This window comes from Enterobacter sp. CGMCC 5087 (genome assembly GCF_003144775.1).
Classification (GTDB): domain Bacteria; phylum Pseudomonadota; class Gammaproteobacteria; order Enterobacterales; family Enterobacteriaceae; genus Enterobacter; species Enterobacter cloacae_M.
In genome coordinates, this window is sequence record NZ_QFXN01000150.1 from 1 (window position 1) to 19,070 (window position 19,070).

Here is a 19,070-nt window from a genome sequence, read left to right on the forward strand (position 1 = left end):
GATCTGGCCTACGTGGCGACCGGCCGCGTTGACGGTTACTTCGAGCTGTCTCTGAAGCCGTGGGACTTTGCTGCGGGCGAGCTGATCGCACGTGAAGCAGGCGCCATCGTATGTGATTTCACCGGCGGCCATAACTATATGTCTACCGGCAACGTCGTTGCGGGTAACCCACGCGTTGTTAAAGCCATGCTGGCCAACATGCGTGATGAACTGAGCGATGCGCTGAAGCGTTAATCCAGTTAGTTAAGCCCGGTGGCGCTACGCTTACCGGGCCTACAAAATCCCTCAGTACGCTAGAAAGGCCGCAATCCCCTTCCCACCAGCACCGCGCTCATCCACATCGTCACTGCCGCCACCAGCAGAATCACTCCGCCCGCCAGCGCAAGCGTTGTCCACCCTACCTGCCGCCACAGCACCGGCGTTTTATTGCCGCTCAGTTTGACCGCCAGCTGACGGAAGCTGTGAACCAGCAGCGCTAAAGACGAAATGGTGAGAGACGTTCCTGCCGCCATCGCCAGCGCAGAGAGCATTCCCCAGCCAAACACGCCAATCACCTTACTGAACAGCAGCACCATGATGGCCCCCGAGCACGGGCGCATGCCCATCGAGAGAACAATCATCAGCCGCGCGCGCCAGTCGTCGCCGTTCTGCAACTGTTCCTGCGTGGGCAAATGCTGATGCCCGCAGCCGCAGTGTTCATCATGAACGTGGTGCGGCGTAAAGGTTTTGAATTTCGGTTTTTGCAGCAGCACGCGCAGCTTTTTCAGCGCCCGCCAGCAGAGGATCACCCCCAGCACGCCAACCAGCGCGTAGCTCCCCTTCTCCAGCCAGAAACTGCTCATGTGCAGCTGGCGCGCGGGAAGCTGCAACAGCGAAAGCACGACAACGACGAGCGCAATCGCCACGCTGCCCTGAAGCAGCGAGGAGGCCAGCGTCAGCCCGATACTCGATTTCAGCTTCGACGGATGGGTGGCGAGCCAGGTCGCGATCACTATTTTGCCGTGCCCCGGCCCCAGCGCGTGCAGAACGCCATAGATAAAGCTGAACGCCAGCAGGGATCCGCCCGCTTTGGTCGGGTTCTCCGCCACCGCCTTCAGCAGGCCGCTCATCTGCTGGTTGACCTCACGCTGCCAGACAATACTTTTCATCATCACCTGCGGCCAGGCCTGCCATAGCCAGAGCGAACCGCAAACGGCTAGCAGGAGAAAGAGCGCCAGCGGCCAGAGGTGCAGCCAGCTGCGCGGTTTCCGAACCGGAGAAGAGATCACTGACATTGTAACGTCACCTCCTGCGCGAACTGTTTACCCAACTCCATGTCCTCAGGGGGTGCATCTTCTTTATCAAGCGAGATCGCAAAGTTCAGCGTCTCTTCGCTGGGTTTCGGGGTGTGCACGCCAATTTTGCAGTTTTTTTGCAGAGCGTCCGGCAGCCGTACGTCGCCGTCTTTGTCATAGCGCATGTCGACATAGTAGGTAGGATCAAAGGTGGAAAAGCGGTACGTTTGCCCCGCCAGCGGCTGCGGATGCGCCAGCGGAAGCACAAACGTCAGCACCGCCTGATGCCCTTCACGCGTCATACCGTATTCCGTTGGCCGGTTCAGAAATTTGACCTTCTGCCCGTTGTGCCAGAATTCCGTGAAGTAGTGCTGGCCGAGCACGTTAGCCATCACTTCCGCCGCCAGCTTTTTCCAGATTTCATCGCCAGGCTTCGCGTTTCCCGCATCATAGAGCAGATCGGCCGAGGTGATTTCATCCATCGTCCAGCGCATCTTCAGGCCGCTCAGCTGCGTGCCGTCGGTAACCAGCTCGGTCTGGAGGTCAATAAAACTGTGAGGATGTGCGCTGGCGGTGAAGCTGATAACCGCCAAAAATAACGCCATCGCACTTTGTTTAACTGTTTGCATCAATTCCTCACGTCAAAAATTCTGTGATGTTCCCCAGCAATCCTGAGTGAAAGGCCTGCCGGCGCGCTTTTCAGCGCTCATCCTTTAGCTATTCTTATCAAACATTCACACTGGATACCCGACAGATGATGACGACGCTTGAAATTCCATCTGTGCTTTCCAGTTCGCAGCGCCGCTGCCAGGTGCTTTTGATGCTTTACCTGCCCGATGCTGCCGTCACCGCACAGAGCATAATTGCTGCCAACGGGGTGGACGACGCGATGGCACGGCAAGATATAGCCGAGACGCGCGATGAAATCCAGCGCTATCACCGGCTGGACATCGTCACGCACCACGACGGCAGCTACCGGATTGAAGGCACAGCCCTGAATCAGCGTTTATGCCTGCTGCACTGGCTGCGCCGGGCGCTGCGGCTTTGCCCGCAGTTTGTCTCGCACCAGTTTACCCCCGCATTAAAAACCGCGCTTAAACAACACGGCATTGCGCGGCCGCTTTACGATGATGCGAACCTGCGGGCGCTGATCGGCTTCTGCTCCCGCAAGCTGCAGCGCCAGTTTGAATGCCGCGACGTCCAGTTTTTACAGCTCTATCTGCAATACTGTCTTATTCAGCACCAGCTTGGGAATACGCCACAGTTTTCTCACGTTCAGCGCAGCTGGACCCAGTCGAGAGGGGAGTATTTTACGGCCCAGGAGATCGTGCGTCACTGGAGACGTCGCGTGCCGCAGGGTGCGCACGGGGATGAACAGCTGTTTCTGGCACTGCTGTTTATGATGCTCCGCACGCCCGATCCGGTGCTCGATAAACACCAGCAGGATCAGCGCTTGCGTCGGGCCATCGTGCGCATGGTCGCCCGTTTTCGCTCGCAGACCGGGATGAACTTCAGCGATGAGCAAGGGCTGACCGATCAGCTGTATATCCATCTTGCTCAGGCGCTGGACCGCTCGCTGTTTGAGATCGGCATCGACAATAGCCTGCCGGAGGAGATCCATCGCCTCTATCCCCGGCTGTTACGCACCACAAAGGAAGCGCTGTTTGAGCTGGAAGCGGAGTTTGGGCTGCGTTTTTCTGATGAAGAGATGAGTCTTGTCGCGGTGATTTTCGGCGCCTGGCTGATGCAGGAGACCGATCTGCACGAAAAACAGGTGATCCTGCTGACGGGAGACGATAAAGCCACCGAGGACCTGATTGAACAGCAGCTTCGCGAGCTGACGCTGCTGCCGCTCAACATTCGCTATCTGACGCTGCAGGCTTTCCAGAAAGAGGGGGCACCGCGCGAGGCCGCGCTGGTTATCACCCCCTACCCTACCGTCCTGCCGCTGTTCTCGCCGCCGCTGATACATGCCGTTGAGACATTGAACGCGCAGCAGCAAGAACATATTCGCGCCATGCTGGAATCATAGCGGCGCACGAGCGGCCACTTTAGGGCGCACAACGATGGCGGGTAAGGCGACCAGCGCCATTACCCAGAAGACGCCATGCCCCAGATGCTGGTAGAGGAACCCCGCAAATACCGTCATGATCGCGATACTGCCCCCCATTGCAACCGCCGAATAGACGGCCTGCAGGCGAATAACGTCTCCGCCCTCGCGCGCAGCGATATAGCGCATCGCCGCCAGATGGCACACGGTAAAGGTGCCGCAGTGAAGGATTTGCGCCACTATCAGCCATGGCAGATCGGTCGTCCAGCCCATAATCCCCCAGCGCGCCACGCCGCACACGGCGGAAAGCAGCAGCAGGTCTCGCGCGCCAAAGCGGCGGAACAGCTTCTTGCTCAGGGCGAAAATAATGACTTCGGCCACTACCCCCAGCGACCACAGATAGCCCACTGCGGAAGCAGAATATCCCGCCCCCTGCCAGTAGATGGCGCTGAAGCCATAGTACGCCGCATGCGCCCCCTGAAGCAGACAGACACACGCCAGAAAACGCCAGCTCTGGGCCACCAGGCTCCGCCAGGCGGGCCAGCCTGCGCTCTCCTGATGGCGGCTTTCCCCTTGCGGCATCACCGACGGACGCAGCAGCATGCCCAGCAGCATTGAGGCAATACCGATACTCAGCAGGGCGAGAATGGCGCGGTAATCGTAAAGGCTGACCAGTTTACCCACCAGCGCAGAGCCAATCACAAAGGCAATAGAGCCCCACAGGCGCACGCGGCCATAGTCCATGGTGATCTGCTTTTGCCAGGTGTTCGCCAGGGCATCCGTTAGCGGCACCAGCGGTGAGAAGAACAGGTTAAAGCCGACCATCACCACCATCAGCCAGGCAAACTGGTGGCTGACCCAGAAGCAGGCAACAAAGACCAGCGTCAGCAGAGCAAGAATACGCACGGCCTTGATCAGCAAGGAGGGATCGCTGACGCGCGGGGCAATCAGCAGGCTGCCGAGGAAACGCGCCACCAGCCCGGCCCCCAGCAGGACACCGATGGTCTCAGGAGTCAGGCCGATACCCTTGAGCCAGACGCTCCAGAAAGGAAGAAAAATACCGTAGCTAAAAAAATAGGTGAAATAACTGAGCGCCAGCCAGCGCGTGGAATGCAAGACCATGAATCCCTCCCGAAATCGAGGCCATAGTCTGGCGTTAAATCAAAGCCTGCGCAAGCAACTATTAACAAGTGAATAACACGCACATTTTACAGGGCCATGGCGGCCCTGCGAAACGTCTAGCGTACAAAGACCTGATTAATGCGTTTGGAAACCAGGAAGTAGGGGATCCAGATCGATGCGCCAACAATGGAGGAAAGCGCATTGCGAATATCAGCCGTATCCAGCCTTGCGTCGAAGAGCCAGGCAGGTATGCCCACAAAATAGAGCATAAAGACAACGCCCATTAAATAGTAGGGAATGATGATCTTACGGATACCCGACTTTCTTTTAAAGAAATACCAGCCTGCGGCCGCGGTCAGTGCCACATCAATTATCATTACCGCGATACCCACGGCACCAAACAGGTTAATTCCCCCTGACTGGAAAAAGTGGAACATCGCCGCAAAGTAATTCCATGCTCCAATGGGCGTCATGATGAGGTTAATCACCAGGCCCGCCGCCGGGAGATAAAGCAGCCCGTTAATTTTCTTTTCATCTGCACGCTCACACTGATTACACAGCCCGGATTCTTTATTTGCCTCTTCTTGCTGACATGATATGCACTGCATAAATTTCCCTTGCCTAAGAAAAGAGACAATTTTACACGAAGTCTGAATTTAACATCACGCGAACGCCTGATTTATGAAGAAAAGCTGAATGGAAGAGTATGGATTTGTGTATTAATTTTAGATTGGGTCCCCTGAAAAATGAGCCAGCTATGAACACTCTACGTTATTTCGATTTCGGTCAGTCACGTCACCTGCTGCTGCTGATTGGCCGCATCGCGCTTGTCGTGCTGTTTATTATCTTTGGTTATCCAAAACTGACGGGGTTTAGCGGCACCGTACAATATATGACCTCGCTGGGTGCGCCGATGCCCATGCTGGCGGCCATTATTGCGGTGGTAATGGAAGTGCCTGCCGCTATCCTGATCGTCCTGGGCTTTTTCACCCGTCCTCTCGCGGTACTGTTTGTATTCTATACCCTCGGAACCGCGGTGATTGGGCACCACTACTGGGATATGACAGGTGATGCGGTCGTGCCGAATATGATTAACTTCTATAAGAACGTCAGTATTGCTGGCGCCTTTATTTTGCTGGCGATTGTCGGACCTGGAGCCATTTCCCTCGACCGGCGTTAAGCCATAAAAAAAGGCCGCAAGCGCGGCCTTTTTTATTTCTGCCAGGCAGAGGAATTATGCGTAAACCGGGAAGCGTGCGCAGATATCCAGAACTTTACCTTTGACGCGCTCGATAACCGCTTCGTCATTGATGTTGTCCAGAACGTCACACATCCAGCCAGCCAGCTCTTTCACTTCCGCTTCTTTAAAGCCGCGGCGAGTTACGGCCGGAGAACCGATACGGATACCGGAGGTCACGAACGGGCTCTTCGGATCGTTTGGCACGCTGTTTTTATTCACGGTGATGTTGGCGCGGCCCAGGGCTGCGTCAGCTTCTTTACCGGTCAGGTTCTTATCAACCAGATCCAGCAGGAACAGGTGGTTTTCAGTACCGCCGGATACCACTTTGTAGCCACGGTTCAGGAACACTTCCACCATCGCTTTGGCATTCTTAGCAACCTGCTGCTGATAAACCTTGAACTCAGGCTCCATCGCTTCTTTCAGCGCGACCGCTTTTGCCGCGATAACGTGCATCAGCGGGCCGCCCTGCGCGCTTGGGAATACAGCGGAGTTCAGTTTTTTGTACAGCTCTTCGTCACCGCCTTTCGCCAGGATCAGGCCACCGCGTGGACCCGCCAGGGTTTTGTGGGTGGTGGTGGTCACAACGTGAGCGTGTGGAACCGGGTTCGGGTAAACGCCAGCGGCAATCAGGCCCGCAACGTGCGCCATGTCGACGAACAGGTAAGCACCGATGCTGTCCGCGATTTCGCGCATTTTTGCCCAGTCAACGATACCGGAGTAAGCAGAGAAGCCACCGATGATCATCTTCGGTTTGTGCTCTTTAGCCTGCTTCGCCATGTCTTCGTAGTCAATTTTACCGGACTCATCAATACCGTAAGGGATGATGTTGTACAGTTTGCCGGAGAAGTTAACCGGGGAGCCGTGAGTCAGGTGGCCGCCCTGCGCCAGGTTCATACCCAGAACGGTATCGCCAGGCTGCAGCAGCGCGGTGTAGACCGCGAAGTTAGCCTGAGAGCCAGAGTGCGGCTGCACGTTTGCGTAGTCAGCGCCAAAGAGTTCTTTCGCACGGTCGATAGCCAGCTGCTCAACGATATCAACGTACTCGCAGCCGCCGTAGTAGCGTTTGCCCGGGTAACCTTCAGCATATTTGTTAGTCAGCTGAGAACCCTGCGCCTGCATGACGCGCGGGCTGGTGTAGTTTTCGGAGGCGATCAGTTCGATGTGCTCTTCCTGACGTACTTTTTCCTGCTCCATAGCCTGCCACAGTTCGGCATCATAATCGGCAATGTTCATTTCACGCTTTAACATCCGCATCTCCTGACTCAGCTAACAAGTAAATTTTGGCCTGAAAAGGCAGTCCTGTTGGACGACGGGCAACAGTATAACTGATTAGTTCTGTGATAACAGGTCTTGACAAACGATTTTACGCAAACGTTTTCCTACCCGCCACGCAAGGGTTTGAGGAATAAAGCTCTCGCTCTTTCCAGCGGATTTCTTTTCAGGTTTGTGATGCATATTTTTCATCTTGCAAAGAACCATTTACAACGCAGGGGTATTTTTTATAAGATGCATTTAAAATACATCATTAAAGTCACATCAGAAGGATGCGCTCATGCTCGACGCTCAAACCATCGCTACCGTTAAAGCCACCATTCCCCTGCTGGTGGAAACCGGCCCTAAACTCACCGCCCATTTCTACGATCGCATGTTCACGCACAACCCGGAGCTCAAGGAAATTTTCAACATGAGCAACCAGCGTAACGGCGATCAGCGCGAAGCGCTTTTCAACGCCATCGCGGCCTACGCCAGCAATATTGAAAACCTGGCGGCACTGCTGCCCGCGGTGGAAAAAATCGCGCAGAAGCACACCAGCTTCCAGATCCAGCCCGAGCAGTACAACATTGTGGGTGGCCACCTGCTGGCAACGCTGGACGAGATGTTCAGCCCGGGCCAGGAAGTGCTGGACGCGTGGGGGAAAGCCTACGGTGTGCTGGCAAACGTGTTTATCAACCGCGAAGCGCAGATCTACAGCGAAAATGCCAGCAAGAACGGCGGCTGGGAAGGCACGCGCGCCTTCCGCATCGTTGAGAAAACGCCGCGCAGCGCGCTGATTACCAGCTTTGAATTTGAGCCAGTGGACGGACAGCCGGTTGCCGATTACCAGCCGGGCCAGTATCTGGGCGTGTGGCTGAAGCCTGAAGGTTTCCCGCATCAGGAGATCCGCCAGTATTCTCTTACCCGCAAGCCAAACGGCAAAGGCTACCGCATTGCGGTGAAGCGTGAGGACGGCGGTCAGGTATCCAACTGGCTTCACAACGAAGCTAACGTGGGCGACGTGGTTCATCTGGCCGCGCCGGCGGGCGATTTCTTCATGGCGGTTGAAGCGAATACCCCGGTTACGCTGATCTCTGCGGGCGTCGGCCAAACGCCAATGCTGGCGATGCTTGATACGCTGGCGAAAGCCAACCACGGTGCGCAGGTCAACTGGTTCCACGCTGCGGAAAACGGTGACGTGCACGCCTTTGCTGATGAAGTGAAAACGCTCGGGGCGTCCCTGCCGCGCTTCACCGCGCACACCTGGTATCGTCTGCCGACGGATGCAGACCGCGCGGCCGCACGATTTGACAGCGAAGGTCTGATGAATTTAAGCCTGATGGAAGGGGCGTTTAGCGCGCCGGACATGCAGTTCTACGTCTGCGGGCCGGTGACGTTTATGCAGTATGCCGCGAAGCAGCTGGTGGAGCTGGGTGTGAACAAAGACAACATTCATTATGAATGTTTCGGGCCCCATAAGGTGCTGTAATGAAAAAGCCCCTCGTTCGAGGGGCTTTTTTTTCGCCGGGTGGTTGCACCTTACCCGGCCTACAAAACCATTGGCATTGTTAAATCGCGGCGTCGTCTTCTTCGCCGGTACGGATACGGATCACGCGCGCCACGTCAAAGACGAAGATTTTACCATCGCCGATTTTGCCCGTCTGCGCCGTGCGGATAATGGTATCCACGCAGGTATCAACGATATCGTCGCTGACCACGATTTCAATTTTTACTTTCGGCAGAAAGTCGACCATGTACTCTGCGCCACGGTAAAGCTCGGTGTGGCCCTTCTGACGACCAAAACCTTTCACTTCCGTCACGGTCATCCCGGTGATGCCGACTTCCGCCAGCGCTTCACGCACGTCATCCAGTTTGAAAGGTTTAATAATCGCATCAATCTTTTTCATGGTGGGTCCTTAAACTCTTGCCTGTAAGCTGCCTCGTAATCGATTGCTCACAGTACCATACGGCATTACTCTTTAAAATCGTTTGCTTCCAGCTCGTGGCGCGACAGCAGCTTGTAGAACTCGGTGCGGTTGCGTCCGGCCATGCGCGCCGCGTGGGTCACGTTGCCTTTGGTGATCTGCAATAGCTTGCGCAGATAGTTCAGCTCAAACTGATTCCGCGCTTCCGCAAACGTCGGCAGGGCCGTGTTTTCCCCTTCCAGCGCCTGCTCCACCAGCGCATCGCTGATCACCGGTGAGGAGGTCAGCGCCACGCACTGCTCAATCACGTTCACCAGCTGGCGCACGTTACCCGGCCAGCCTGCGGCCATCAGCCGCTTCATCGCGTCGGTGGAAAACGCGCGCACGAATGGTTTATGGCGATCGGCCGCCTGGCGCAAAAGATGGTTCGCCAGCAGCGGAATGTCTTCCGCACGCTCCGCCAGCGCCGGGATCTTCAAATTCACCACGTTCAGACGGTAGTAGAGATCTTCGCGAAACTCGTTGCGGGCCATCACTTTTGGCAAGTCGCGGTGGGTAGCGGAAATAATGCGTACGTTAATATCAATGTCGCGATTGCTGCCCAGCGGGCGAACTTTTCGCTCCTGCAACACGCGCAGCAGTTTGACCTGCAGCGGCGCGGGCATGTCGCCAATCTCGTCCAGGAACAGCGTGCCCCCTTCCGCGGCCTGGAACAGCCCTTCCCGGCTGCTCACAGCGCCGGTGAATGCGCCGCGGGCGTGACCAAACAGTTCAGATTCGAGCAGCTGTTCCGGAAGCGCGCCGCAGTTAATGGCGATAAAGGCGTTTTTACTGCGCGTGCTGGCGTTATGGATCGCCTGCGCCAGGATCTCTTTCCCGGTTCCGCTCTGGCCGTTGATGAGCACGCTGACGTCGGACTGCGCCACCATCCGGGCCTGTTCAAGCAGACGCAGCATAATGGGGCTGCGGGTGACGATGGACTCCCGCCACGCTTCATCCCCCGCCGGGGCGGCGTGTTCCAGCGCGCTGTCGATAGCCTTATAAAGCGCGTCTTTGTCCACCGGCTTGGTCAGGAAGCTGAAGACCCCCTGCTGCGTCGCGGCAACCGCATCCGGGATCGACCCGTGCGCCGTCAGGATAATCACGGGCATACCCGGCTGCTGCTTCTGGATCTCCGCGAACAGCTGCAGGCCATCCATTTCGTCCATTCGCAGGTCGCTTATCACCAGATCGATTTTCTCGCGGCTGAGGATCTTGAGCCCCTCCAGCCCGCTTTCAGCGGTGACGACGCTGTAGCCTTCGCTCACCAGACGCATCCCCAGCAGCTTTAACAGTCCGGGATCGTCATCCACCAGTAAAAGATGGGCAGGTTTACGGCTCGTCATGCTTCACATCCTCTTGTTTTGGCGTATCGCTGTCCGGTGCAGCGGATGAACTCCCCGGCTGATATTTACGCGACGAGAGCTGCCTTTCGATATCCGTCAGGTTTTCCAGCTTGCGCGTCGTGGTATCCAGCTGCGTACGTAAATGTTGCTGCTGTTGACGCAGCGTATCAAGCTCGCTGTCGGTTGACTGCTGCAGCTTGCTGTAGCGGGAGCGCTCTTCAGACAGCTGAAGCTGTAATGTCTGCCCATCGCGCCAGAGCTGGTATACCGGGCGTACCTGCACAGGAAGATTGACTACAAACGTGTCCAGCCGGGTGACATTGACGCGGCGTTCAACGGGAGTGATTTTCGCATCTGCGAGTAAAATCCCGCGCTTGAAAGCGTCCTGCCAGGTGTCGTCATCCAGCATCGCCGCCTTCGAGCGGGCGTCTACCGGCGCAAGACGCTGGGCGCAATCTATTCCGCGCAGCCAGAACAGCGGGTTGCTTTCAACGTCATGTCCTGACAGGTTCCAGATGTCGTCGCAGCGGGTTGAGAGGAAATCTGCCAGCTGGTTATCGGGCCATTTATCTTCTTGTTTATCGCTAATTGCACTTTGTGGCGCATGGGAAACACACCCTGCCAGAAACAAACAGGGCAGGCTCAGGCGAAGCGTGTTGCAGGAAAACACCGCGCGTACGGCGCGGAAAAAAACGTGTGACATACTCACCAGACATAGATTCATTTTATTGATTTTTCCGGCTCACGGGCAGTTCGATACGGAAGCAAACATCTGAACGTTCGTCCGCGGCAATGTTTAGCTCACCCTGCATGCGTCGTATGCAGTCCCGGGCGATGCTCAAGCCCAGACCGCTTCCTTTAACCGCGCCTTTCCGCTGATGACTCCCCTGGAAAAAGGGTTCGAAGATCATGGTTTTTTCGTCATCGGGGATCGGGGAGCCGGTGTTTGCGACGTCAATAAACACCCGTGAACCATTCGTATTACTTCGGATATAAATGTTACCGGATTCAGTACCATAGTGCACCGCATTGGAGTAAAGATTATCCAGAACGCTCATCAGCAGCATGGGTTCAGCCAGGCACGCAGGCGCATTCAGCTCGACGCCGGTATGCATCATTTTAGCTCTTGCTGGCAAGCTGTGGGCGGAGATCACCATATCCACCAGCGGCTCAATTTCAACGTTTTCCAGTACGACCGCCCCGTCAGCCAGCTTGCGGTTGTAATCCAGCAGTTGCTCAATCAGCTTTTGCAGATTGCGGCTGCTGTTATCCAGGATCTCGACAATTTCTTTCTGTTCTGGCGTAAGGGGCCCGGCCACTTCGTCCGCCAGCAGCTCCGTCCCTTCGCGCATGCTGGCCAGCGGCGTTTTAAGCTCATGAGAGATATGGCGCAGGAACTGATGGCGCTGTGATTCGAGCCACGCCAGGCGCTCGGACAGCCAGATAATGCGCTGGCCTACGGATCGCAGCTCGCGCGGACCTTTAAAGGCTACCGTATCCCCGAGCGATTTCCCCTCCCCCAGACGGTTGATCATACGCTGAATACCCTTCACCGGGCCGATGATCATGCGGGTAAAGAGCAGAACCAGCCCCAGGCTCACCAGGAACAGCACCAGCGCCTGCCAGCCAAAGAACTGGCCACGCTCGGCAATCTCCTGCTGGAGCTGCTGGCCGCGAGAGAAAATCACCGCGCGCGTTGACTGCACCATCTCGGTGTTGGCGCTGGCAAATGCTTCGAGGCGCGCGGCGGCGGCGGCATCCGGGCCGCTGTTGCTGCACTGCAGCTGCGCGAGATCGTTCAAATCCTGACGTAACGCCTGATACAGCTTGTCATCAGGCAAGACCCCCGCGTGAGCGTCCAGCATTTCGCTGTAGCGTTTACGCTGACTCTGATAAACCTTTTCCAGCGTCCGATCGTCAAGCACGCAATACTGACGATAGCTACGCTCCATCTCCAGCGCGGCGTTGGTCATTGCTTCACTGCGTCTGGCGTCGATGAGCGTCGTGCGGTTGGTCAAAGCCGCCTGCGCGCTCAGCGCGTTCAGGCTTTGCCACGCCTGCCAGGCAAGGATCAGCAGCGGCAGCAGGATCAGCAGGAAGGCCATCATGACGAGCTGCCGCAGGGAGCGGGGGAAAACGGGCCAGCGTTTCAACGCATTACTCTCTTAATGGGGATTTACGCAGAGCGTAACTGAGTCTGCCCTTCAGATACAACAAAGCCGGGTAAAAACCCGGCTTTGTCATGGAATGAGGCGGTGCCTAACTCGACGTTTCGCCCTGGCCTGATAAAGCATCGCTATGATCAGTAGTTGGACGGCAGGCACCTTTTTGTGCGTCATTCGAAGTTTATGTAGCGCGTCCCGAAGGGGCTGACATAAGAAGGTGAATGAGCCACTGGTTAATATTATGCAACACCCGTGCCAGAATGCAAAACAAAATATTAACAGTTTGAAATATATGAGTTTTACTCGTTTAGCCTGTTAATTATCGGTTGAATGATTTCCAGGCTAACTGTCGCTATTAAGCAACACCTTAACGGGAACCTTTACTGCCACATATAAATCAATGAGTTAAATGTCGCCTTTTGGAGACAGTTGGATTGCGGGTCTGTCGCGTAATTGCGACACAAATAAAAAAGCCCGGTGGAGCTTTCGCTTACCGGGCCTGGAAGGGTGTGAGGCTAAAACTTAACCCAGCTGCTTACGCGCGTTGCGGAAGATACGCATCCACGGGCTGTCCTCGCCCCAGTTTTCCGGGTGCCAGGAGTTGCTCACGGTACGGAACACGCGTTCCGGGTGCGGCATCATGATGGTCGCGCGACCGCTTTCGCTGGTCACCGCCGTAATACCGTTGGCGGAGCCGTTCGGGTTAGCCGGGTAGGTTTCAGTCACCTTGCCGAAGTTATCGACAAAGCGCAGCGCCACCAGGCCTTTGCTCTCCAGCTGAGCCAGATGCGCAGCATCACGCACTTCTACCTGACCTTCACCGTGGGAAACGGCGATTGGCATCTGAGAACCGACCATCCCCTGCAGCAGCAGAGACGGGCTTTGGGTCACTTCCACCAGGCTGAAGCGCGCCTCGAAGCGGTCAGACTGGTTGCGCACAAAGCGCGGCCAGGCTTCGCTGCCCGGGATCAGCTCGCGCAGGTTAGACATCATCTGGCAGCCGTTACACACGCCCAGCGCCAGGGTCTGCGGACGGTGGAAGAAGGTTTCGAACTCGTCGCGGACGCGGCTGTTGAACAGGATGGACTTCGCCCAGCCTTCGCCCGCGCCCAGCACGTCGCCGTAGGAGAAGCCGCCGCACGCCACCAGCGCCTGGAAATCTTCCAGACCGGTACGTCCGGCCAGCAGGTCGCTCATGTGGACGTCGATAGCGTCAAAGCCCGCGCGGTGGAAGGCAGCCGCCATCTCAACGTGGGAGTTAACGCCCTGTTCGCGCAGCACGGCCACTTTTGGACGCGCGCCGGTCGCAATGTACGGCGCAGCGATATCTTCGTTAATGTCGAAGGAGAGCTTCACGTTCAGGCCTGGATCCTGATCATTCGCTTTCGCGTTATGTTCCTGATCGGCACATTCCGGGTTATCACGCAGGCGCTGCATCTGCCAGGTGGTTTCCGCCCACCACATGCGCAGCGTGGTGCGGCTTTCGCTGAATACCGCGTGACTGTCTGCTTCAATCACGAAGCGGTCGCCCTGAACGGCTTTGCCCAGATAGTGCACGCAGTCTGCCAGACCGTGCTTCGCCAGAATCGCTTCAACCGCGTCGCGATCCGCCGCGCGCACCTGAATCACGGCGCCCAGCTCTTCGTTGAACAGCGCCGCCAGACGGTCTTCGCCCAGCGTCGCAATGTTCGCTTCCACGCCACAGTGGCCGGTGAAGGCCATCTCTGCCAGGGTCACCAGCAGGCCGCCGTCGGAACGGTCGTGGTAGGCCAGCAGCTTACGCTGCGCCACCAGCGCCTGAATCGCGTCGTAGAAGCCTTTCAGCTGGGCCACGTCACGCACGTCGGCTGGCTTGTCGCCGAGCTGGCGGTAAACCTGCGCCAGCGCGGTGGCACCCAGCGCGTTGTGGCCTTTACCCAGGTCAATCAGCAGCAGGGCGTTGTCTTCTGTCGCAAGCTGCGGCGTAACGGTGTGACGCACGTCTTCCACGCGAGCAAACGCGGTGATGACCAGCGACAGCGGAGAGGTCATCTCGCGCTGCTCGCTGCCTTCCTGCCAGCGGGTTTTCATCGACATGGAGTCTTTGCCCACCGGAATGGTCAGACCGAGGGCAGGACACAGCTCCTCGCCCACCGCTTTCACGGCTTCATACAGGCCAGCATCTTCGCCAGGGTGGCCGGCAGCGGCCATCCAGTTGGCGGAGAGCTTGATACGTTTGATATCGCCAATCTGCGTCGCGGCGATGTTGGTCAGCGCTTCACCGACCGCCAGACGGGCAGAAGCAGCGAAGTCCAGCAGCGCCACCGGGGTACGTTCGCCGAGAGCCATCGCTTCGCCGTAGTAGCTGTCGAGGCTCGCGGTGGTCACGGCGCAGTTAGCGACCGGGATCTGCCACGGACCGACCATCTGGTCGCGCGATACCATACCGGTCACGGTGCGGTCGCCGATGGTCACCAGGAAGGTTTTCTCTGCCACAGCAGGCAGGTGCAGCACGCGGTTGACCGCTTCTGCCACGGTTATGCCCTGGCGATCCAGCGCTTTGCCCGCCGCTTTACGGGTGGTTACGTCGCGGGTCATCTTCGGCGTTTTACCGAGCAGAACGTCGAGCGGCAGATCGATCGGCTGGTTGTCAAAGTGGGTGTCGCTTAAGGAAAGGTGCTGCTCTTCGGTCGCTTCACCGATGACGGCATACGGCGCGCGCTCGCGGCGGCACAGCTCGTCAAACAGCGGCAGCTGGTCGGCAGCAACCGCCAGCACGTAGCGCTCCTGGGATTCGTTACACCAGATTTCCAGCGGGCTCATGCCCGGCTCATCGCTCAGGATGTCACGCAGGTTGAAACGCCCGCCGCGGCCGCCGTCGCTTACCAGCTCCGGCATGGCGTTGGACAGGCCGCCCGCGCCCACGTCGTGAATGAAGAGGATCGGGTTAGCGTCGCCCAGCTGCCAGCAGCGGTCGATCACTTCCTGGCAGCGGCGCTCCATTTCAGGGTTGTCGCGCTGCACGGAGGCGAAGTCGAGATCCGCATCAGACTGGCCGGAGGCCATAGAAGAGGCCGCTCCGCCGCCCAGACCGATGTTCATCGCCGGGCCGCCCAGTACGATCAGCTTCGCGCCGACGACGATCTCGCCTTTTTGCACGTGATCGGCACGGATGTTGCCGATCCCGCCCGCCAGCATGATCGGCTTGTGGTAGCCGCGCAGCTCTTCGCCGTTGTGGCTGTCCACTCTCTCTTCATAGGTACGGAAGTAACCGTTCAGCGCCGGACGACCAAATTCGTTGTTAAACGCCGCGCCGCCCAGCGGGCCTTCGGTCATGATATCCAGAGCGGTCACGATACGCTCTGGCTTGCCGAAATCTTCTTCCCACGGCTGTTCAAAGCCCGGGATACGCAGGTTAGAGACGGAGAAACCGACCAGACCCGCTTTAGGTTTAGCGCCACGACCGGTCGCACCTTCATCACGGATTTCACCGCCGGAGCCGGTCGCCGCGCCCGGCCACGGAGAGATCGCCGTCGGGTGGTTGTGGGTTTCCACTTTCATCAGGATATGCGCGGGCTCCTGATGGAAGTCATAGCGCCCTGCTTCACGATCGGCGAAGAAGCGGCCCACCTCGGAACCTTCCATTACCGCGGCGTTGTCTTTATAGGCAGACAGCACGTGGTCAGGAGTTTGCTCCATGGTGTTTTTGATCATTTTGAACAGCGACTTCGGCTGCTGTTCGCCGTCAATAATCCAGTCGGCGTTGAATATCTTGTGGCGGCAGTGCTCAGAGTTAGCCTGCGCGAACATGTAGAGTTCGATGTCGTTCGGGTTACGGTTGAGCTTAACAAACGCATCCTGCAGGTAATCAATTTCGTCTTCTGCCAGCGCCAGGCCGAGACGCAGGTTGGCGTCAATCAGCGCCTGACGGCCCTGCCCCAGCAGGTCTACGCTCTGTACCGGCGCAGGCTGATGGTGAGAGAAAAGCTTCTGCGCGTCATCGAGAGAGGCAAATACGCTCTCCATCATGCGATCGTGCAGTTCAGCCGCAACCGCCTGCCACTGCGCGTCGCTCAGGGTAGAGGCTTCCACATAGTACGCCACGCCGCGTTCCAGACGGTTAATCTGGCTCAGGCCACAGTTATGGGCGATGTCGGTGGCTTTGGAAGACCAGGGGGAGATGGTGCCCGGACGAGGCGTCGCAAGGATCAGTTTGCCGGTTGGCGTATGGCTGCTCAGGCTTGGGCCATACTTGAGCAGGCGTTCCAGCTGTACGCGCTCCTCTGCATTCAGGGGGGCATTCAGGTCAGCAAAATGGACATACTCAGCGTAAATATTGCTTACCGGAAGGTCGGCCGCCTGAAAACGTGCCAGCAGTTTAGTGATACGGAAGGCAGACAGTGCAGGCGAACCACGCAGAATTTCCATCATAAGTCTCTCGTCTTCGAAGCGCCGGGGCGCTTACAGTGTGCGCAAGGGGGGAAAACGGGCGTCATTATAGAGAATCCTGAGCGCCGACGAAACCGTTTGCGTCGAAATAAAATTTGCACAGAGATTTAACAATAGATGTGACCTGTCTCTCTAATTGGTTGCCAAGTGGCGCAAGTTTACGCAAAATGCCGCTCATTCAATGGCAAACCTTATGATTAACATGGCTACAGCAGACTGAGGCAACCGGCGTCGCAGAGAATTAACTAATTGAAAAAATTAAAGATTAATTATCTGCTCATCGGCATTGTAACGTTGCTGCTGGCAGTGGCCCTCTGGCCTTCCATCCCCTGGTTCGGCAAAGCCGAAAACCGTATCGCCGCCATTCAGGAGCGGGGGGAATTGCGCGTCAGTACCCTCAACTCTCCGCTGATTTACAGCGACGTCAACGGCAAAATCACTGGCCTGGATTATGAACTGGCACAACAGTTCGCCGATTATCTTGGCGTGAAGCTTAAAATCACCGTCCGCCAGAATATCAACGAGCTGTTTGACGACCTCGATAACGACGATGCTGATATGCTCGCCGCCGGGCTGGTGTATAACAGCGAGCGCAGCAAGAACTACCAGCCAGGCCCGACCTACTACTCCGTTTCTCAGCAGCTGGTTTACCGCGTCGGGAGCCTGCGCCCGCGCTCGCTGGCGTCAATTAACGATCGGCAGCTGACGATTGCGCCCGGCCACGTGGTGATTGACGATCTGCGGGAGCTCAAGGAGAAGAAATATCCCGACCTGAGCTGGACGGTGGATCCGAAACTCGGCACGACGGAGCTGCTGGAGCAGGTAAAAGATCAGAAGGTGCCCTACACCATCGCCGATTCGGTCGCGATCAGCCTGTTCCAGCGGGTGCATCCTGAAATCGCCGTGGCGCTGGACGTCACCGACGAGCAGCCCGTGACCTGGTTTAGCCAGCTTGATGACGATCAGACCTTCTCTGCCGCGATGCTTGATTTCTTTAACACCATCAATGAAGACGGTACCCTGGCGCGTCTGGAGGAGAAGTACCTCGGGCACGGTGATGACTTTGACTACGTTGACACCCGCAGCTTCCTGCGCGCGGTAGACAGCGTCCTGCCGGACCTGCAGCCCTTGTTCGAAAAATACGCCCAGGAGATTGACTGGAAACTGCTGGCGGCTATTTCGTATCAGGAATCCCACTGGGATACCCAGGCCACGTCGCCCACGGGCGTACGCGGTTTGATGATGTTAACCAAAAATACCGCGCTGAGCCTGGGCGTGAACGATCGTACCGATGCCGAACAGAGCATCAGCGGCGGCGCGCGCTATCTGCAGGATATGATGGCCAAAGTACCGGAAACGGTGCCGGAAGAAGAGCGGATCTGGTTTGCGCTGGCGGCCTACAATATGGGCTACGCGCATATGCTTGATGCGCGAGCGTTGACGGCCAAAACGAAAGGTAACCCGGACAGCTGGTCAGACGTTAAGCAGCGCCTGCCGCTGCTGAGCCAGAAGCCATGGTATAACAAGCTGACATACGGCTACGCGCGCGGACATGAAGCCTACGCCTACGTGGAAAATATCCGTAAATATCAGATTAGCCTGGTCGGGTATCTGCTGGAGAAAGAGAAAGAGGCGACGGAGGCCAAACAGCTGGCTCAAAGCTACCCGGTCGTGGCGCCGGACGAGCTTAATCGTCCGACAGCTTCAATACTGCCTTTTGCTGCTTTTTCTGCTGACGGCGCATTCGAAAGAAATCGCTTAATAGCCCCGAACACTCTGGTGCAAGCACCCCACCGATAGTCTTCACCTGGTGGTTCATACCCGGGTGACCCAGCACGTCCATCAGCGAACCGGCCGCACCGGTTTTTTCATCCCGCGCCCCGAAAACCAACGTCCCGATCCGGCTGTGCACCATCGCGCCGGAGCACATCACGCACGGCTCCAGCGTCACATACAGCGTGGTATCAAGCAGGCGATAGTTTTGCAGCACCAGACCGCCCTGGCGAAGCGCCATGATTTCGGCATGCGCAGTAGGATCGTGGCGGCCAATAGGACGGTTCCACCCTTCGCCAATCACCTGATTGTTATGAACCAGCACCGCGCCCACGGGCACTTCGCCCTCGTCCCAGGCGCGTTGAGCCAGCGTCAGCGCGTGGCGCATCCAGTATTCATGATTGTGTTCAGGGTTGGACAAAGGCTGATACTCCAGTCGAAAAGCGGGCGGCAT

Annotated in this window: 16 protein-coding genes; 5 read left to right on the forward strand and 11 right to left on the reverse strand. The window is 57.2% G+C overall.

Annotated features, from left to right (window positions below; all coding sequences use genetic code 11):
* Window positions 1–234: inositol monophosphatase family protein (locus tag DEO48_RS13830; protein WP_309136813.1), on the forward strand; the 234-nt coding region annotated here is incomplete at its 5' end.
* Between the two features lie 59 nt (window positions 235–293).
* Here the strand turns inward: DEO48_RS13830 and DEO48_RS13835 are convergent.
* Together DEO48_RS13835 and DEO48_RS13840 are read right to left on the reverse strand one after the other, a co-directional pair.
* Window positions 294–1,274, reverse strand: a complete 981-nt coding sequence (locus DEO48_RS13835) for a nickel/cobalt transporter (protein ID WP_109845506.1) — start codon at window positions 1,272–1,274, stop codon at window positions 294–296.
* A complete protein-coding gene (locus DEO48_RS13840) occupies window positions 1,265–1,903 on the reverse strand; it encodes a DUF1007 family protein (protein WP_047744042.1) in 639 nt (212 codons plus the stop codon). Before DEO48_RS13840 ends, DEO48_RS13835 begins: the two co-directional genes overlap by 10 nt.
* 125 nt (window positions 1,904–2,028) lie before the next feature.
* On the opposite strand from DEO48_RS13840, the gene csiE reads away from it, so the two are divergent.
* The gene (gene csiE / locus DEO48_RS13845; RefSeq protein WP_023308831.1) at window positions 2,029–3,306 is read left to right on the forward strand and encodes a stationary phase inducible protein CsiE; all 1,278 of its coding nucleotides are present in this window, start codon (window positions 2,029–2,031) and stop codon (window positions 3,304–3,306) included.
* Here the strand turns inward: csiE and DEO48_RS13850 are convergent.
* Together DEO48_RS13850 and DEO48_RS13855 are read right to left on the reverse strand one after the other, a co-directional pair.
* A complete protein-coding gene (locus DEO48_RS13850) occupies window positions 3,301–4,446 on the reverse strand; it encodes a 3-phenylpropionate MFS transporter (protein ID WP_039263750.1) in 1,146 nt (381 codons plus the stop codon). The genes csiE and DEO48_RS13850 overlap by 6 nt on opposite strands.
* A 116-nt stretch (window positions 4,447–4,562) precedes the next feature.
* On the reverse strand, window positions 4,563–5,054 hold the full coding sequence (locus DEO48_RS13855; RefSeq protein WP_045355304.1) for a DUF2569 domain-containing protein: 492 nt from the start codon (window positions 5,052–5,054) through the stop codon (window positions 4,563–4,565).
* Window positions 5,055–5,203: 149 nt separating this feature from the next.
* On the opposite strand from DEO48_RS13855, the gene DEO48_RS13860 reads away from it, so the two are divergent.
* Complete coding sequence (locus DEO48_RS13860; RefSeq protein WP_109845507.1) at window positions 5,204–5,626, forward strand: DoxX family protein; 423 nt, start codon at window positions 5,204–5,206, stop codon at window positions 5,624–5,626.
* A gap of 54 nt (window positions 5,627–5,680) precedes the next feature.
* On the opposite strand, the gene glyA is transcribed toward DEO48_RS13860, so the two are convergent.
* On the reverse strand, window positions 5,681–6,934 hold the full coding sequence (glyA, locus tag DEO48_RS13865; protein WP_008502165.1) for a serine hydroxymethyltransferase: 1,254 nt from the start codon (window positions 6,932–6,934) through the stop codon (window positions 5,681–5,683).
* Between the two features lie 304 nt (window positions 6,935–7,238).
* On the opposite strand from glyA, the gene hmpA reads away from it, so the two are divergent.
* A complete protein-coding gene (gene hmpA, locus DEO48_RS13870) occupies window positions 7,239–8,429 on the forward strand; it encodes an NO-inducible flavohemoprotein (RefSeq protein ID WP_109845508.1) in 1,191 nt (396 codons plus the stop codon).
* Between the two features lie 79 nt (window positions 8,430–8,508).
* Here the strand turns inward: hmpA and glnB are convergent, their stop codons facing one another.
* The 5 genes from glnB to purL form a co-directional block, all read right to left on the reverse strand.
* Window positions 8,509–8,847 carry a nitrogen regulatory protein P-II gene (gene glnB, locus DEO48_RS13875; protein ID WP_003860685.1) on the reverse strand — a complete coding sequence of 113 codons (339 nt, stop codon included), beginning with the start codon at window positions 8,845–8,847 and terminating at the stop codon, window positions 8,509–8,511.
* A 65-nt stretch (window positions 8,848–8,912) separates the two neighbouring features.
* Window positions 8,913–10,250, reverse strand: a complete 1,338-nt coding sequence (glrR, locus tag DEO48_RS13880; protein ID WP_109845509.1) for a two-component system response regulator GlrR — start codon at window positions 10,248–10,250, stop codon at window positions 8,913–8,915.
* Window positions 10,237–10,974, reverse strand: coding sequence for a two-component system QseEF-associated lipoprotein QseG (gene qseG, locus DEO48_RS13885; RefSeq protein ID WP_023308836.1), 738 nt, complete (start codon window positions 10,972–10,974; stop codon window positions 10,237–10,239). Before qseG ends, glrR begins: the two co-directional genes overlap by 14 nt.
* A gap of 1 nt (window position 10,975) precedes the next feature.
* On the reverse strand, window positions 10,976–12,403 hold the full coding sequence (gene qseE, locus DEO48_RS13890; protein WP_023308837.1) for a two component system sensor histidine kinase QseE/GlrK: 1,428 nt from the start codon (window positions 12,401–12,403) through the stop codon (window positions 10,976–10,978).
* A gap of 534 nt (window positions 12,404–12,937) precedes the next feature.
* Window positions 12,938–16,825, reverse strand: a complete 3,888-nt coding sequence (gene purL, locus DEO48_RS13895) for a phosphoribosylformylglycinamidine synthase (protein WP_109845510.1) — start codon at window positions 16,823–16,825, stop codon at window positions 12,938–12,940.
* Between the two features lie 267 nt (window positions 16,826–17,092).
* On the opposite strand from purL, the gene mltF reads away from it, so the two are divergent.
* The gene (mltF, locus tag DEO48_RS13905; protein WP_109845511.1) at window positions 17,093–18,643 is read left to right on the forward strand and encodes a membrane-bound lytic murein transglycosylase MltF; all 1,551 of its coding nucleotides are present in this window, start codon (window positions 17,093–17,095) and stop codon (window positions 18,641–18,643) included.
* Here the strand turns inward: mltF and tadA are convergent.
* Window positions 18,531–19,070 (reverse strand): tRNA adenosine(34) deaminase TadA, encoded by a 540-nt coding sequence (gene tadA, locus DEO48_RS13910; protein WP_109845512.1) that lies wholly within the window; start codon window positions 19,068–19,070, stop codon window positions 18,531–18,533. The genes mltF and tadA overlap by 113 nt on opposite strands.

Excerpts from the sequence above, each read along its gene's own strand:
- DEO48_RS13835 (WP_109845506.1), bottom strand. The coding sequence starts at position 1,274 with ATGTCAGTGATCTCTTCTCCGGTTCGGAAACCGCGCAGCTGGCTGCAC.
- DEO48_RS13840 (WP_047744042.1), bottom strand. The coding sequence starts at position 1,903 with ATGCAAACAGTTAAACAAAGTGCGATGGCGTTATTTTTGGCGGTTATC.
- csiE (WP_023308831.1), top strand. The coding sequence starts at position 2,029 with ATGATGACGACGCTTGAAATTCCATCTGTGCTTTCCAGTTCGCAGCGC.
- DEO48_RS13850 (WP_039263750.1), bottom strand. The coding sequence starts at position 4,446 with ATGGTCTTGCATTCCACGCGCTGGCTGGCGCTCAGTTATTTCACCTAT.
- DEO48_RS13855 (WP_045355304.1), bottom strand. The coding sequence starts at position 5,054 with ATGCAGTGCATATCATGTCAGCAAGAAGAGGCAAATAAAGAATCCGGG.
- DEO48_RS13860 (WP_109845507.1), top strand. The coding sequence starts at position 5,204 with ATGAACACTCTACGTTATTTCGATTTCGGTCAGTCACGTCACCTGCTG.
- glyA (WP_008502165.1), bottom strand. The coding sequence starts at position 6,934 with ATGTTAAAGCGTGAAATGAACATTGCCGATTATGATGCCGAACTGTGG.
- hmpA (WP_109845508.1), top strand. The coding sequence starts at position 7,239 with ATGCTCGACGCTCAAACCATCGCTACCGTTAAAGCCACCATTCCCCTG.
- glnB (WP_003860685.1), bottom strand. The coding sequence starts at position 8,847 with ATGAAAAAGATTGATGCGATTATTAAACCTTTCAAACTGGATGACGTG.
- glrR (WP_109845509.1), bottom strand. The coding sequence starts at position 10,250 with ATGACGAGCCGTAAACCTGCCCATCTTTTACTGGTGGATGACGATCCC.
- qseG (WP_023308836.1), bottom strand. The coding sequence starts at position 10,974 with ATGAATCTATGTCTGGTGAGTATGTCACACGTTTTTTTCCGCGCCGTA.
- purL (WP_109845510.1), bottom strand. The coding sequence starts at position 16,825 with ATGATGGAAATTCTGCGTGGTTCGCCTGCACTGTCTGCCTTCCGTATC.
- tadA (WP_109845512.1), bottom strand. The coding sequence starts at position 19,070 with ATGCCGCCCGCTTTTCGACTGGAGTATCAGCCTTTGTCCAACCCTGAA.